Here is a 13,047-nt window from a genome sequence, read left to right as displayed (position 1 = left end):
CGGGAGGCCTTCCGGTGCAGCTATCTGGTGCCAGTGCTTCATACAGGAGCGGGGCAGGCGCACTTAAGAGCGCCGGCCGATCAGGTTTCGATTTTCCGGATTCGCCATCGAATTCATGCTAAGATGGGCCGATCGGATGACGGCGATGCATGTCACGCACGCGCGAATAGGCGGCCTGTGCTGCTTCCTGCTAATGCTTTTGGGCACCGGCTTGCCGTTTCTCCTGCCGGCAGCCACCGCGACCCCGCGAGCGCCCGCCGTCGTCCTGCATCTCGACGGCGCGATCGGGCCCGCCAATGCCGATTATGTGGTGCGTGGGCTGAAGATGGCAGCGAGCCGCAAGGCCCCGCTCGCCATCCTGCGTTTGGACACGCCGGGCGGACTGGACAGTTCGATGCGCGACATCATCCGCGCCATCCTCGCTTCACCGGTGCCGGTCGCGACCTATGTCAGCCCCAGCGGCGCGCGCGCGGCGAGCGCGGGAACCTTTATCCTCTATGCCAGCCATATCGCTGCCATGGCCCCCGGCACCAATGTCGGCGCGGCGACGCCGGTCCAGATCGGCGGCGTGCCTTCGCTTCCCGGCGGCGATGAGCGGAAAAAGGACGAGAAGAAGCCCGGCCGCCCCCCGACCGACCATATGGAGGCGAAGGCGATCAACGACGCGGCCGCCTTCATCCGTTCGCTGGCAGAGTTGCGCGGGCGTAACGCCGATTGGGCGGAGAAGGCGGTTCGCGAAGCCGCCAGCCTATCGGCCGCGGCGGCGCTGAAGGCGCATGTCATCGACCTCGAGGCGCGCGATCTCCCCGACCTGCTCCGGCAGATGCAGGGGCGCATGGTCACCGTCGCCGGCCGGCGGGTCGCGATCGACAGCGCGGGGGTTGCGCCCATTCATGTTCTGCCGGACTGGCGCACACGGATGCTGGCGGCGATCACCAATCCCAATGTCGCCCTTCTTCTGATGATGATCGGCGTCTACGGACTGATCTTCGAATTCATGAACCCAAGCTCCTTCCTGCCCGGCACGCTCGGCGCGATCTGTCTGTTGACCGGCCTGTATGCCTTCGCGGCGCTGCCGGTGAACTATGCCGGGCTCGCGCTGATCCTGCTCGGCATCGGAATGCTGGTCGCGGAAGCGTTCCTGTTCTCGCACGGCATCCTCGGCACGGGCGGCGTGGTCGCCTTCGCGCTCGGCGCTTCGATCCTGGTCGATGCCGAGTTGCCCGAACTGCGCATCTCCTGGTCGCTGATCGGGGGGATCACCGTGGCGAGCGCGGCCTTCATCCTGCTCGTCATCCGCACCGCGCTGGGCTCGCGGCGGCGCAAGGTCGTGACGGGCGCCGAGGAAATGATCGGAGCACCTGGCACCGTCCAGGATTGGAGCGGCGGCAACGGCCATGTGTTCGTCCATGGCGAGCGCTGGTCTGCATTTGGCGATGGGCAGCTCCACAGGGGTCAACCGGTCCGGGTGAAGGGGTTGTCGGGCCTGACGGTCGAAGTCGAACGCGCTGCGACAAAGGAGGACTGAATGTTGATGAACCTGGCTTTCTACGCGCCCATCGTTCTTCTCCTGCTCCTGTTCCTGACGGCGGCGATCAAGATATTGCGCGAGTATCAGCGCGGCGTGGTGTTTACCCTCGGCCGCTTCACCGGCGTCAGAGGACCCGGGCTGATCATCCTCATCCCCTTTGTGCAGCAGATGGTCCGCACCGACCTGCGCACGACCGTGCTCGACGTGCCGACGCAGGACGTTATCTCGCACGACAACGTGTCCGTCCGCGTCAATGCAGTCATCTATTTCCGCATCATCGATCCCGAGCGGGCGATTATCCAGGTCGAGGATTTCCTGAACGCGACCAGCCAACTCGCCCAAACCACGCTCCGCTCGGTGCTCGGCAAGCATGAGTTGGACGAAATGCTCGCCGAACGCGACAAGCTCAACAACGACATTCAGGAAATCCTGGACAGCCAGACCGCCGCATGGGGCATCAAGGTCGCCAATGTCGAAATCAAGCAGGTCGATATCACCGAGACAATGGTGCGGGCGATCGCCCGCCAGGCCGAGGCGGAGCGCGAGCGGCGCGCCAAGATCATCAATGCCGAAGGCGAGCAGCAAGCAGCGCAGAAGCTTCTGGAGGCGGCGGCGATCCTGGGGCAGCGGCCCGAGGCGATGCAGTTGCGCTACCTCAGCACGCTCAACGTCATCGCCGGCGAGAGGAGCTCGACCATCCTCTTCCCCTTCCCGATGGAATTAGCCCAGTTGCTAAATGCGGGGGCACCGAAGCAGCGAGAAGGGATGCCCGAAGGCTGACGATCGGGAATTTTCCAACCATTGCGAATAAATCTACGCGGCGTTTGAAGAGATTCGGCGACACGATACTTAGTCACTTTCGAGCACGCCCGACCGCCGACGTCAGCGGTATTTAGTATTGTGTCCCCGGAATTATGCTGCGCGACGGTTCGGCGAAGATGTCCAAGTCCGATCCTTCGGACATGAGCCGCATCAACCTGACCGACGACGCCGAGACGATCATGTCCAAGGTGCGCAAGGCCAAGACCGACCCCGAGCCGCTGCCCGCCACGCTCGAGGGGCTGGAGGGACGCCCCGAGGCACGCAACCTGGTCGGCATCTATGCAGCGATGACCGACAGCACCCCGGCCGACGTGCTGGGCCAGTTCGGGGGCCAGGGATTCGGCGCGTTCAAGCCGGCGATGGGCGAACTGCTGGCGGGAAAGCTGGGGCCGATCGCCGAACGGCTGAAGGCGCTCAAGGCCAACCCGGCCGAGCTCGACGCGATCCTGGCCAAGGGCGCGGAAAAGGCCCGCGCGCTGGCGGCGCCCACGCTCGCCGCGGCATATAAGGCGATGGGCCTCTGATACCCTCCCCTCCCTTGCGAGGGAGGGGATCGAAGGATGGGCGCGAGCATGGCGAGCATCCGCGTCGGCGATGACCCGAGGCGCCGGAATTTCCGGGTGCATAGGGTTGTCTGCGCGTTTATTTGTTTTTTCCGTCTCAACCCCGGCCCGCGACAGCATCCGAGCCATGGCCGAGGCGCCCGTCGCGCGGACATAGCGGGCGATCTCCCGGAACCGGGCAGAGTGCACACCGTGCTTCCAGGCATTGCGATTGCCGCGCGGCGCGCCGCTGCCCTTGCCGCCATGCATCCGGCAGCGCCGCGCGCCGCCCACCGCCGGAGAGCGGCAAGCCCCACCGACCCGCGTCCGCGCGCCGCAGCGGGGCGCCCTGGCGAGAATGTCTGGCTGCATGGGCGTTCGGCCTCCGATTCGAGTGCCAATCGCTTAGCAGCAGGACGCCGGAAAAGATAGAACAAAAAGCGAACAGCGGCCGAGATCGGGACGCTTTCGATGGTGCAGAGGAAAGCACATAATGAGGGCTCGTGCGGCAAAGGCACGGGCCACGGAGGCCCGGCTTCGGGCGCAGGAAGCGCAGCGAATGCGAAAGCGATGCGGGAAGCGCGTCGTTCGCTCATTGCAGACAGCAAAGCCTTCGTGGTGGATATGCAGCGACGACGTCACCATTAGCTACCCCGCCCGACCATAGACATACGTTCAATTAAGAAACGACCATGCTCCCCCAGATTGGCACATCATCGTTACGGGCTGAATACGAGCACAAGGAACTGGCGGATGGTGATCTGGGTCATCACCATGCTCAGGGGTCAGCGGGAGCGAGGTCCGGATTTGCGTTCAGATGCAGATGCTCTTCATCGATCAGGCGCTGCTTTTGCCACCGGAGGGTGTCGGCGATCAGGCGCGTCCGCTCCCGGCGCGCTTCGCGATCCTCCGCCGCTTCGGCCTCGGCACCCCACGCGGTGGCGGCTTTCTGCGCTACCGTGCGGATATTTGCCAGTGGCGATGTCTCAGCACGGTCGCGATGATAGGCTTCCTGGCTTCGGCACAAGGTGGCTGAGGGGTACATGTACTGCCTTTCGGCCGCTGGTCGACGGCTGGATGAGGGTGTATTTGCGACCCGACGTAGTCGCCGCCGCGCGGCAGACCGTGCCTATTCTCTGCCGGGGTCGCGCCTTTCATCTCGCTCGGCCTGAGCGACCGCGTCGCTGAGCTGGGAATAGCGGTATTCCTTGTAAAGGTACTGAGCGATCAGGCTGCGCCTGATGCCGTGACGATCCATCACGCCAGCTTCATCTCGGTTCGGGTCCAAGTTCATCTGTCGCCTCCTACACGCCGCGTTTCGGGGTCACTGTGTTCATCCGCAACCGGACGTAGGCGCATGTGCTCCAGTTTCTGGAGCCCCTGCCGGATCACTCGACTGCGGTGCTGAAAGGTGTTCGATCCGGTGCCCACCCTGCCTTCGGCGAAGTCATCGGCCAAGGCACGATCCATCTCCTTGACGCGCCGCTTCAGGTCATCGAACTCAGGGAAGTCCATTGCTCGCTGCTGAGCAGGCGTAATCGCGTCGAAATCGTGGGGCTTCCGAGACGGAAAGGGTGTCGAGTCGATCAACACCCGGGCGCGTCGGGCCAAGGCGCGCTGCTCGTCGCGAACGCCGGTCTCGCCGGTCGCTTCGGCGCGCATGATGGCATCCTGCTCACGCGCCAGAAGAAGGTTGAGATCCGGCGGGCTGTCTTGAGCAGCGACTCCGAGAGCGACTGGACGTTCTGGTCTGCTGGGGGGATCTGTCATGGCGTGCTCCCTTGTCGCGGGAGCACAATCCTGTCTCTCAGCCGTGCCTTGCGATGCGATGGCGCGATACGACTAATATGGGGGGCGGATGCCAAAGTACTAGAGTGGTGCCCGATTATCAAACTGGCAATCGTCGTGACGCCCCCTAATGACCGAGCCAGACCTGTCCGGCTCGCTTGTAATCTTCAGGCGCACAACCACATAGTATGTATGGCGTTGGTCCGGCCCGCCGCTGCTGCGGCTGAGGGACATGTCGGCGCCGGCGTTAGCAGGAGGACCACATGTCCCTTCCACGCAACTCCAAGATATTTTCCGACAAGGCCGTCGCGTCTAGGCGCAACCGTGACGCGGCTCAAGATCAACATGAAGCGCATGTTGAAGACTTGACGGCTGACATTTACCAAAGTTTATCGGACAAGGCGCTCATCATAGAGGAGCGTCAACAAGACCAGTCCGACGACGAGCGCTGGGTAAGTGAAGGCGGATCTTCAAGAAAATCTCGCAAGGGTTAATTCGTTACGCCCCCCATCGGACCTCCCGAGTGTCTCCGGCGGTGCGCTGACGTTTGTCGTGCTAGGGGATAGCGTTGGGGTGGCCCTCGCGTCGCTACAGGGGGGACGCAGGCTAACGGCTTCGTCGGATATGTCGGCTTCTGTCCTGCGCTTCCCGGAAGCGGGCCGGCAGCACTCCACCCCCAAGCCGTCATATTCTTTGCCCGTGCGAAGCAGATAGCTGACTGTCAGCTTCCGGGCGACCGCAACGAGCGGTTTTAGGGCACAAACCCGCCGCACATCCTTTCCCCGACGTGCCCGGTCAACAGCCGGCGGAGCACCGCCCCCCTTTTCGAGGTCTCACGCCGCACCGTCCCGCGCGCCGATCACTCCACCAACCCCTCGATCGCCTCGGCCATCGCCACGTCGCGTCCCGACAGCCCGCCCGCGTCATGCGTGGTCAGCAGGATATCCACCCGGTTCCAGACGTTCGTCCATTCGGGATGGTGATCGTGCTTCTCCGCCAGCAGCGCGACCCGCGTCATGAAGGCGAAGGCGGCCGAGAAGTCGGGGAAAGTGAAGCTGCGGCTGATCGCGTCGCGGGCCTCGTCATAGTCCCAGTCGGGCAGGCCATCGAGCGCGTCGGCGCGCTCGTCGTCGCTGAGGGGCTCGATCGGCATGGCTGCATCCTCTCGCTGGCATGATGTGGATATGCTCTCTATGTCGGCGCTTGATGAGCGAAGGTCAAACCATGGCGCCGGGCGCGGAGCGGATCGAGGCGATCGCGCGCGCGACGATCGCGCGGCTGCCCGCCGAATTCGCGCGGCACCTGGGCGATGTCGTCCTCAGGATCGAGGATCTGGCCGACGACGCAATCCTGGCCGAGATGGGCATCGAGGATCCGTTCGAGCTGACCGGGCTCTACACCGGGCTGCCGGTCGGGTCGAAGTCGGTCGACCATTCGGGCACGCTGCCCGACATGATCCACCTGTTCCGCCGCGCGATCCTGGACGAATGGATCGAGACCGGGGTGAGCCTCGAGGCACTGGTCGCGCATGTCGTGGTCCACGAGATCGGCCATCATTTCGGCCTGTCCGACGCCGATATGCACGCGCTCGAGGACTCCGTCGCGGGATGAGTGCGCGGTTGGCTTTCACGAACGTCGCCTGCATCCGCGGCGACCGGCTGTTGTTCGAAGCGATGGGCTTTGCGCTCGGCAAGGGCGATGCGGCGTTGCTGACCGGTCCCAACGGGGCGGGCAAATCGAGCCTGATGCGGATCGCCGCCGGGCTGCTCGCGCCCTCGGCCGGCACGATCGAGCGCGAAGGCGGCATCGCCTTCACCGGCGAGGCGGCGGCGCTCGATGCGCGGCTGCCGCTCAAGCAGGCGCTGCTGTTCTGGGCACGGCTCGACGGGGTCGGCCGGACCGACGTCGAAGGCGCGCTCGACATGATGGGCATCGCCAATCTGGCGCAGGTGCCGGTCCATATGCTCTCGACCGGACAGCGCAAGCGCGCCGCGCTTGCCAGGGTAATCGCCGGCCATGCCGCGATCTGGCTGCTCGACGAGCCCGGCAACGGCCTCGACGCCGCCTCGCTCGACCGGCTGGCGGCGGCGATGGCGATCCACCGCGCGCGCGGCGGCATCGTCGTCGCGGCGACCCACCAGCCGCTCGACCTGCCACAGGCGATCGGGATCGCGCTGGGGGCCCAGCCATGAACGCAGCCATGAATCCTTGGGGCGCGATCATTCTGCGCGACGTGCGGCTCGCCTATCAGGGCGGCGGCGCGATGCTGCCGCTGATCTTCTTCCTGCTGGTGGCGACGCTGTTTCCGTTCGCGGTCGGCCCCGATGGCGCGCTGCTCGACAAGGTCGGCGGCGGCGCCTTGTGGATGGCGGCGCTGCTCGCGGCACTGCTGCCAGTCGACCGGCTGATCGCGCCCGATGCCGAGAGCGGCGTGCTCGATCAATATGCGGTGCGCGGTCTTTCGGACGAAGGCATCGCCGCCGCCAAGATCGTCGCGCACTGGCTGGGCTTCGGCCCGCCGCTGATGATCGCCGCCCTGCCCGCCGCCGCGCTGCTCAAGCTCGATGGAGCGACCCTGCTCCATCTCGAACTCGGCCTGGCGATCGGCACCCCGGCGTTGGCCGCGCTCGGCGTGATGACCAGCGCCCTCACCCTGGGCCTGCGCGGTGCGGGCGCGCTCGCCGGGCTGGTGATGCTGCCACTCGCGGTGCCGCTGCTGATCTTCGGCGCCGGCGCGCTGGGCGATCAGGGCGCTGGCGCGATCAAGCTGCTGGCCGCTACCGCCCTGCTGCTGACGGCGCTCGCGCCGTTCGCCGCGGGCGCGGCGCTGCGGGCGGGGCGGGACTGAGCGTCCCTCCCAAAAGGCCGTCATGCTGAACTTGTTTCAGCATCCACCAGGCGGCATGAGCAGGTTGCGAGGCCCCTGTGGCGAGGTTCCGCTCTACCCGTCTGGACAGTCACGGTGGCGTGGTGGATCCTGAAACCAGTTCAGGATGACATGATTCTGATGAGGAGCCCGAATGCCCGACCATAGCCCCTGGAGCCATCACCGCCGCGCCGGCATCGCCGACGATATCGACTTCGAGATCAAGGGCCAGGAACTGCAGTTCCTCGAGATCGAGCTTGATCCCGGCGAGAGCGCGGTCGCCGAGGCCGGAGCGCTGGTCTGGAAGGAAGCCAGCGTCGGCATGACCACCGTGTTCGGCGACGGCAGCGGCGGCGGCAATGGCGGCTTCATGGGCAAGCTGCTGGGCGCGGGCAAGCGCCTGATCACCGGCGAGAGCCTGTTCACCACGGTGTTCACCCACAATGGCCAGGGCAAGGCACGGGTGGCGTTCGCCTCGCCCACGCCCGGCGCGATCGTGCCGCTGCGGCTCGCCGACCTCGGCGGCCGGCTGATCTGCCAGAAGGACAGCTTCCTCGCCGCCGCCAAGGGCGTGTCGATCGGCATCCACTTCCAGCGCAAGGTGATGACCGGGCTGTTCGGTGGCGAGGGCTTCATCATGCAGAAGCTCGAGGGCGACGGCTGGGTGTTCGTGCAGATGGGCGGCACCGTGGTCGAGCGCGAGCTCGGGCCGGGCGAGGAACTGCACGTCGATACGGGCTGCCTCGCCGCCTATACCGCAGGGGTGGAGTTCGACCTGGTCACCGCGGGTGGGGTGCGCAGCGTGCTGTTCGGCGGCGAGGGGCTGTTCTTCGCGCGCCTGACCGGACCCGGCAAGGTCTGGATCCAGTCGCTCCCCTTCTCGCGCCTGGCCGGCCGCATGCTCGCGGCGGCGGGAAGCCGCGGCGGCCAGAACCGCGGCGAAGGCTCGGTGCTCGGCGGCTTGGGCGATTTCATCGGGGGAAATGACTGAGGAGGGCGGTTCGCCCGCCTCTCATTCGTCATCCCGGACTCGATCCGGGATCCCGCTTTTCTTGACAGCGTACGAGGGAGAAGCGGGATCCCGGATCAAGTCCGGGATGACGGGGAAACTTGGGCAGTCACTCTACCTGCGTCAGCACGAAAGCATAAGCCTCGGCGTCCTCGCGCAGCGAATCATAGCGCCCCGATTTACCGCCATGCCCCGCCCCCATGTTGATCTTGAGCAGCAGCAGATTGTCGTCGGTCTTGGCGGTGCGAAGCTTCGCCGCCCATTTGGCCGGTTCCCAATAGGTGACGCGCGGATCGTTCAGCCCGCCGGTGATCAGCATCGGCGGATAGGCCTTGGCCTCGACATTGTCATAGGGGCTGTAGCTGCGGATCAGCTCGAATGCCGCCTTGTCGGTGATCGGATTGCCCCATTCGGGCCACTCGTTCGGCGTCAGCGGCAGGCTCTCGTCCTGCATCGTGTTGAGCACGTCGACGAAGGGCACGTCGGCCACCACCGCGCCCCACAGGCCGGGATCGGTGTTCGCGACCACCCCCATCAGTTCGCCGCCCGCCGAACCGCCGTTGATCGCGATCCTGCCCGCGCTGGTGAAGCCCGCAGCGATCAGCCCCTTCGCCGCGTCGGCGAAGTCGCGGAAGGTGTTCCAGCGCTGCTCGGCCTTGCCCTGGAGATACCAGTCATAGCCGAGATCGTCGCCGCCGCGGATATGCGCGATCGCATAGGCCCAGCCGCGATCGACCATCGACAGCCGCACCGTCGAGAAACCCGGCGGGATCGCATGGCCATAGGCGCCATAGGCATAGAGGAAGAGCTTGCCCGACCCATCCTTCGGAAAGCCCTCGGGATAGAGTATCGACACCGGGATCGACTTGCCGTCACGCGCCGGCACCATCAGCCGCTCGGTCGCATAGAGCGACGGATCATAGCCCGACGGTATCTCCTGCACCTTGAGCGTGGCCAGCCTCCGCGCCGCCGGATCATAGTCGAACACGGTCTGCGGGGTGACCATCGACGCATAATGCAGCCGGTAGGCGGCGGGATCATATTCGGCATTGCTGCCGAGCCCGGCGGTGTAGCTGGCCTCGGGGAAGGCGATACGGTGCTCGCTTCCGTCATAGCCTCGCAGCCGGACCTGATCGAGGCCGTCGACCCGTTCGGTGAGCACGAGATGCCGCGCGAAGCTGGTCAGCCCGCGGATATAGACGCTTTCCGATCCGGCGATCACCGTCTCCCACCGGCCCGGATCGGCCGGATCGGCGCGGGCGACGCGGAAGTTGACATGCTCGTCATTGGTCAGGATCCACAGCGATCCATGCGCGCTGTCGACCCGATATTCGCGCTTGGTCTGGCGCGGGCTGATCAACACCGGTTCGGCGCCCGGATCGGCGGCGGGCACCAGCCGCACCTCGCTGGTCTGGTTGTCCCCGGTCGAGATCAGGATCCAGCGGTCGTCCTGGGTCTTGCCGACGCCGACGTTGAAGCCGAGCTCCTCGGTCTCCTCGTAGAGCGTCCGGTCGGTCGCCGGATCGCTGCCGAGGATGTGCAGCCGCGCCCGATAGGTGCGCCAATTATCGTTGACCTCGGTGTAGACGAGGCTCTGTGAATCCGCGCCCCAGGCGACCGCGCCGTTGGTGACGCGGCTGACCGTCTCGATATCGGCGCCGGTCGCCAGGTCGCGGATCTTGAGCACGAAGCGCTCGGCGCCGCTCGTATCGGCCGACCAGGCTGCGAGCCGCCCATCGGGGCTGACGCTGAGCACCTGCAGCCGGAAATATTCGACCGTGGCGGCTTCGGCCGGCTCGTCGAGCAGGATGCTCTCCGCGCCACCGGTGGCCGGCTTGCGATACCAGATCCGATATTGCCCGCCCGGCTTGAACGCCCACCAGTATAGCCAGTCGCCGTCCCTGTGCGGGACGCTGGCATCGTCCTCCTTCAGCCGCCCCTTCATCTCGGCGAACAGCGTTTCGACGAGCGCGGCATGCGGCGCCATCGCCGCTTCGAAATAGCTGTTCTCGGCGCGCAGATAGGCGAGCACATCCGCGTCGTCGATGACCGGATATTTCTGGTCCTTGAGCCAGAAATAGGGGTCTTCGATGGTATAGCCATGGCGGCTGTAGCTGTACGGGCGGCGCTCTGCGGCGGGGGCGGCGACGGGCGTCCGGGAACGGTCGGGCATGGGCGCGTTCAAGCCGGCACCAGCCCTGCGAGCACCGCCCGCTCGGCCTCGTCGAGCGCCTGCACCTGCATCGTCGCCTCGGCGATCACCGCCTCGTCGCCGCCCTTGCCGCCCGCCACCGCGGCCTGGCGGCGGCGATCGAGTTCGGCGAGCGCATTGCCGATCGGAGCACGCGCGGACTCGACGTCGCTATAGGCCTGCTGCGCGACCACCCACGGCTCGCTGCCCTCCGCCGCGCTGCGCCCCGCCTCGATCTGCGGCCGCGCCTTCTCCAGCGCCGCCTTGAATGCAGCGTCGGCGGCATTGGCGCTGGCCAGGATCTCGGCGATGTCCGCCGACGCCGCCAGAGGCGGCGGCGCGGGGGGCGGCACCGCCGGCGCAGCTTCCGCCTGCATCATGGCCCGCTCGATCGGGCGAGGCGCCAGCGAGGGATAGCCGCTACGCGTATCGGCGCAGCCGGCAAGCGTGGGGAGCATGGCGAGAGCAGGGAGCGCCAGCAGCGCGGCGGAACGGCGGGTCATCATGGCGCGAAATCTAGGCCCCCGATAAAAACTGCGCAACGGGGTTGCGCCCGCCGCGACTGCCGACTAGGAACCCCGTCACAACGCGCCCGTAGCTCAGCTGGATAGAGCATCAGACTACGAATCTGAGGGTCGGACGTTCGAATCGTTCCGGGCGCGCCATTTTTCAATCACTTAGCCATCAAGAGTCTGGAAGTCCGGCATTTGGACGGGCTTTTGAACGGAGCCGCACTCGATCGAATGAGTGCGTAGCGCTTCCTATTCCATCGCGCCGAATCATAAGCAGCTTTGATGAGCGATGCGTCAGCTCATTTTTGCAGCACGTTCAGCACCGAAATGAAGTGGTCCTCAATGGCCTCTGACTGCACCAGACAGGCAGTGTTCGCCAATCCGCTTTAGGATTACCCTTAGGGTGAGATGACCGCACCAGCAGCCTCACCGACGGAGCCTCTCCGTTCCTTTCAAACGCCGAAGCGGCTCGTTACCTGCGTCTATCACCTCGCACGCTCGAGAAGTTTCGAGTGACAGGAGGCGGGCCAAAATCCAGAAAGCTTGGTCGACGCGTCGTCTACGCCGTGACCGACCTCCATGAATGGGCCGGCTCCCGCGTATACGGCATAGCGGCAAAGCCGTTGCCAAGATGGAGAGCCGCGCGTTCCAGGCCTCATAAAAACGACGGCATCAGAGTGCCATTTTTTGACTCAGACTGTCGGAACGCCGGTATACCGTCAGGCCATCTTCRAAATTCCTCCSGCAGACATTTCGTGGGTCAGCCGGCGATCCCSCCGTTGACCGATTGCATCAGGCGGTCGTTGCTCGTCGGGCCGAGAACACTGTTTCTCGCCGCATCAGGACCCACGCGAATGCGCCGACCCTAGCCGAGCTTGGCGCAAATCCCCGAGGATGAGCTGATCCTCAGCGTTGGCGGCGATGGCGCCTATAATACCAGAGACTGTCACGCCGCCATTGCCGGGCGCGGGGCCGATCCGGTCATCCCGGTTAGCCGCAATGGCCGGACATGGATCAAAGATTCGGCCCCGGCGTCGATGCCCGCAATGAAGCGCTGCGTGCGATGAAGCGGCTTGGCAGGGCCATTTGGAAGAAGTGGAGCGGCTACCACAGCCGCAGCCTGGTCGAAACCAAGATGCACGGCTTCAAGCTGCTCGGCCAGCGCCTCTGCGCGCGCGCCTTCGATCGTCAGAAAACCGAACTCAAAGTCCGTGCCGCAATCCTCAATCGCTTCTCGCAAATCGGAAAGCCCAATACCGTCCGTATCTCGTAATAATATCAAATAATCAGGAATTTATTCTCATATCGCGTTATGCGACAAAGCCATTCGCCCTTGGTTAGGGAAGCAGGAAATGTTGACGGCGCGCACGATATAATCGTACGCGCCGCAATTAATATTAGGCTTAATTTTAGAACCGTACGCGCGCTCCGAATGTAATGCGGCGGCCGCTGTCTTCATAGTAACGAACAATGTCGAGGTTGTCGTAGTTGACAGACGGCTCGTTGAACAGATTGGCTACGTCGAGGTTTAGCGAAATGTTGCTGTTCACGTCGTAGCTGAGCGATCCGTCAACCTGACCGAACGAACGCTGGAAGTCACCGTCGCCGAAGTAGCTGACTTGGTCGTTAGTGTACTTGCTGCGGTACGTATAGGAGATACGAGCGCCAAACCCGTACTTCTCGTAGTACAGCGCAGCGTTGTACGCCTTCTTGGACACGCCCGGCAGCGGTGTCGCGGCAGCGCCGCTCGCCGGAACGACGCTGCCGACATCAAGCAACGTCACGT

At 65.0% G+C, this 13,047-nt stretch carries 14 protein-coding genes, 1 tRNA gene and 4 pseudogenes; 12 read left to right on the top strand and 7 right to left on the bottom strand.

Annotation, left to right across the window (positions count from 1 at the left end):
* Positions 1–136: 136 nt before the first annotated feature.
* From AC1DPF_RS02230 to AC1DPF_RS02220, 3 genes and pseudogenes are all read left to right on the top strand, one after another.
* Complete coding sequence (locus AC1DPF_RS02230; RefSeq protein ID WP_477959519.1) at positions 137–1,528, top strand: NfeD family protein; 1,392 nt, start codon at positions 137–139, stop codon at positions 1,526–1,528.
* Entirely contained in the window at positions 1,529–2,311 is a 783-nt protein-coding gene (locus AC1DPF_RS02225; RefSeq protein WP_477869852.1) for a slipin family protein, read from the top strand.
* 137 nt (positions 2,312–2,448) lie between these two features.
* Positions 2,449–2,877, top strand: a pseudogene (locus tag AC1DPF_RS02220) (tryptophan--tRNA ligase); the annotation flags it as partial.
* Between the two features lie 273 nt (positions 2,878–3,150).
* Here AC1DPF_RS02220 and AC1DPF_RS02215 read toward each other — a convergent pair.
* A pseudogene (locus AC1DPF_RS02215) lies at positions 3,151–3,267 on the bottom strand (HGGxSTG domain-containing protein); the annotation flags it as partial.
* 445 nt (positions 3,268–3,712) lie between these two features.
* Here AC1DPF_RS02215 and AC1DPF_RS02210 point away from each other — a divergent pair.
* Positions 3,713–3,931, top strand: coding sequence for a hypothetical protein (locus AC1DPF_RS02210; RefSeq protein WP_477959517.1), 219 nt, complete (start codon positions 3,713–3,715; stop codon positions 3,929–3,931).
* Positions 3,932–4,024: 93 nt separating this feature from the next.
* Here the strand turns inward: AC1DPF_RS02210 and AC1DPF_RS02205 are convergent, their stop codons facing one another.
* On the bottom strand, positions 4,025–4,189 hold the full coding sequence (locus AC1DPF_RS02205) for a hypothetical protein (RefSeq protein ID WP_477959515.1): 165 nt from the start codon (positions 4,187–4,189) through the stop codon (positions 4,025–4,027).
* Positions 4,186–4,665 (bottom strand): hypothetical protein, encoded by a 480-nt coding sequence (locus AC1DPF_RS02200; RefSeq protein WP_477959513.1) that lies wholly within the window; start codon positions 4,663–4,665, stop codon positions 4,186–4,188. The genes AC1DPF_RS02205 and AC1DPF_RS02200 overlap by 4 nt, the downstream gene beginning before the upstream one ends.
* A gap of 281 nt (positions 4,666–4,946) precedes the next feature.
* Here AC1DPF_RS02200 and AC1DPF_RS02195 point away from each other — a divergent pair, with 281 nt between their 5' ends.
* Entirely contained in the window at positions 4,947–5,177 is a 231-nt protein-coding gene (locus AC1DPF_RS02195) for a hypothetical protein (protein ID WP_477959511.1), read from the top strand.
* A 365-nt stretch (positions 5,178–5,542) separates the two neighbouring features.
* Here AC1DPF_RS02195 and AC1DPF_RS02190 read toward each other — a convergent pair whose 3' ends face one another.
* Positions 5,543–5,836, bottom strand: coding sequence for a 4a-hydroxytetrahydrobiopterin dehydratase (locus tag AC1DPF_RS02190; RefSeq protein WP_477959509.1), 294 nt, complete (start codon positions 5,834–5,836; stop codon positions 5,543–5,545).
* 53 nt (positions 5,837–5,889) lie between these two features.
* Here AC1DPF_RS02190 and AC1DPF_RS02185 point away from each other — a divergent pair, with 53 nt between their 5' ends.
* The 4 genes from AC1DPF_RS02185 (at position 5,890) to AC1DPF_RS02170 (ending at position 8,540) form a co-directional block, all read left to right on the top strand.
* A complete protein-coding gene (locus tag AC1DPF_RS02185; RefSeq protein WP_477959507.1) occupies positions 5,890–6,294 on the top strand; it encodes a metallopeptidase family protein in 405 nt (134 codons plus the stop codon).
* The gene (gene ccmA, locus AC1DPF_RS02180) at positions 6,291–6,875 is read left to right on the top strand and encodes a heme ABC exporter ATP-binding protein CcmA (protein WP_477959505.1); all 585 of its coding nucleotides are present in this window, start codon (positions 6,291–6,293) and stop codon (positions 6,873–6,875) included. Before AC1DPF_RS02185 ends, ccmA begins: the two co-directional genes overlap by 4 nt.
* A gap of 8 nt (positions 6,876–6,883) precedes the next feature.
* Positions 6,884–7,531, top strand: coding sequence for a heme exporter protein CcmB (gene ccmB / locus AC1DPF_RS02175; RefSeq protein ID WP_477959821.1), 648 nt, complete (start codon positions 6,884–6,886; stop codon positions 7,529–7,531).
* A 172-nt stretch (positions 7,532–7,703) separates the two neighbouring features.
* A complete protein-coding gene (locus AC1DPF_RS02170; RefSeq protein ID WP_477959503.1) occupies positions 7,704–8,540 on the top strand; it encodes a TIGR00266 family protein in 837 nt (278 codons plus the stop codon).
* Positions 8,541–8,667: 127 nt separating this feature from the next.
* Here the strand turns inward: AC1DPF_RS02170 and AC1DPF_RS02165 are convergent, their stop codons facing one another.
* Together AC1DPF_RS02165 and AC1DPF_RS02160 are read right to left on the bottom strand one after the other, a co-directional pair.
* Positions 8,668–10,731: a S9 family peptidase gene (locus AC1DPF_RS02165; protein WP_477959501.1), complete on the bottom strand. Its 2,064-nt coding sequence runs from the start codon at positions 10,729–10,731 to the stop codon at positions 8,668–8,670.
* 8 nt (positions 10,732–10,739) lie between these two features.
* Positions 10,740–11,255 (bottom strand): hypothetical protein, encoded by a 516-nt coding sequence (locus AC1DPF_RS02160; RefSeq protein WP_477959499.1) that lies wholly within the window; start codon positions 11,253–11,255, stop codon positions 10,740–10,742.
* 82 nt (positions 11,256–11,337) lie between these two features.
* On the opposite strand from AC1DPF_RS02160, the gene AC1DPF_RS02155 reads away from it, so the two are divergent.
* The 3 genes and pseudogenes from AC1DPF_RS02155 to AC1DPF_RS02145 all read left to right on the top strand — a co-directional run.
* Positions 11,338–11,414: transfer RNA gene (locus AC1DPF_RS02155), tRNA-Arg, on the top strand.
* A gap of 305 nt (positions 11,415–11,719) precedes the next feature.
* A pseudogene (locus AC1DPF_RS02150) lies at positions 11,720–12,130 on the top strand (helix-turn-helix transcriptional regulator); the annotation flags it as partial.
* Between the two features lie 6 nt (positions 12,131–12,136).
* Positions 12,137–12,534 (top strand): annotated as a pseudogene (locus AC1DPF_RS02145) (transposase); the annotation flags it as partial.
* 136 nt (positions 12,535–12,670) lie between these two features.
* Here the strand turns inward: AC1DPF_RS02145 and AC1DPF_RS02140 are convergent.
* The coding region (locus AC1DPF_RS02140) for a TonB-dependent receptor domain-containing protein (protein WP_477959497.1) at positions 12,671–13,047 on the bottom strand (377 nt) is incomplete at its 5' end.

Source organism: Rhizorhabdus sp. P4_G6, assembly GCF_056401045.1.
The sequence above is the reverse complement of the archived record's forward strand: the minus strand, read 5'-3'. Positions and strand labels throughout refer to the sequence as shown.

What these genes read in the sequence shown, in the direction of transcription:
- AC1DPF_RS02230 (WP_477959519.1), top strand. Translation starts at nt 137, where the DNA reads ATGACGGCGATGCATGTCACGCACGCGCGAATAGGCGGCCTGTGCTGC.
- AC1DPF_RS02225 (WP_477869852.1), top strand. Translation starts at nt 1,529, where the DNA reads ATGTTGATGAACCTGGCTTTCTACGCGCCCATCGTTCTTCTCCTGCTC.
- AC1DPF_RS02210 (WP_477959517.1), top strand. Translation starts at nt 3,713, where the DNA reads ATGCAGATGCTCTTCATCGATCAGGCGCTGCTTTTGCCACCGGAGGGT.
- AC1DPF_RS02205 (WP_477959515.1), bottom strand. Translation starts at nt 4,189, where the DNA reads ATGAACTTGGACCCGAACCGAGATGAAGCTGGCGTGATGGATCGTCAC.
- AC1DPF_RS02200 (WP_477959513.1), bottom strand. Translation starts at nt 4,665, where the DNA reads ATGACAGATCCCCCCAGCAGACCAGAACGTCCAGTCGCTCTCGGAGTC.
- AC1DPF_RS02195 (WP_477959511.1), top strand. Translation starts at nt 4,947, where the DNA reads ATGTCCCTTCCACGCAACTCCAAGATATTTTCCGACAAGGCCGTCGCG.
- AC1DPF_RS02190 (WP_477959509.1), bottom strand. Translation starts at nt 5,836, where the DNA reads ATGCCGATCGAGCCCCTCAGCGACGACGAGCGCGCCGACGCGCTCGAT.
- AC1DPF_RS02185 (WP_477959507.1), top strand. Translation starts at nt 5,890, where the DNA reads ATGAGCGAAGGTCAAACCATGGCGCCGGGCGCGGAGCGGATCGAGGCG.
- ccmA (WP_477959505.1), top strand. Translation starts at nt 6,291, where the DNA reads ATGAGTGCGCGGTTGGCTTTCACGAACGTCGCCTGCATCCGCGGCGAC.
- ccmB (WP_477959821.1), top strand. Translation starts at nt 6,884, where the DNA reads ATGAATCCTTGGGGCGCGATCATTCTGCGCGACGTGCGGCTCGCCTAT.
- AC1DPF_RS02170 (WP_477959503.1), top strand. Translation starts at nt 7,704, where the DNA reads ATGCCCGACCATAGCCCCTGGAGCCATCACCGCCGCGCCGGCATCGCC.
- AC1DPF_RS02165 (WP_477959501.1), bottom strand. Translation starts at nt 10,731, where the DNA reads ATGCCCGACCGTTCCCGGACGCCCGTCGCCGCCCCCGCCGCAGAGCGC.
- AC1DPF_RS02160 (WP_477959499.1), bottom strand. Translation starts at nt 11,255, where the DNA reads ATGATGACCCGCCGTTCCGCCGCGCTGCTGGCGCTCCCTGCTCTCGCC.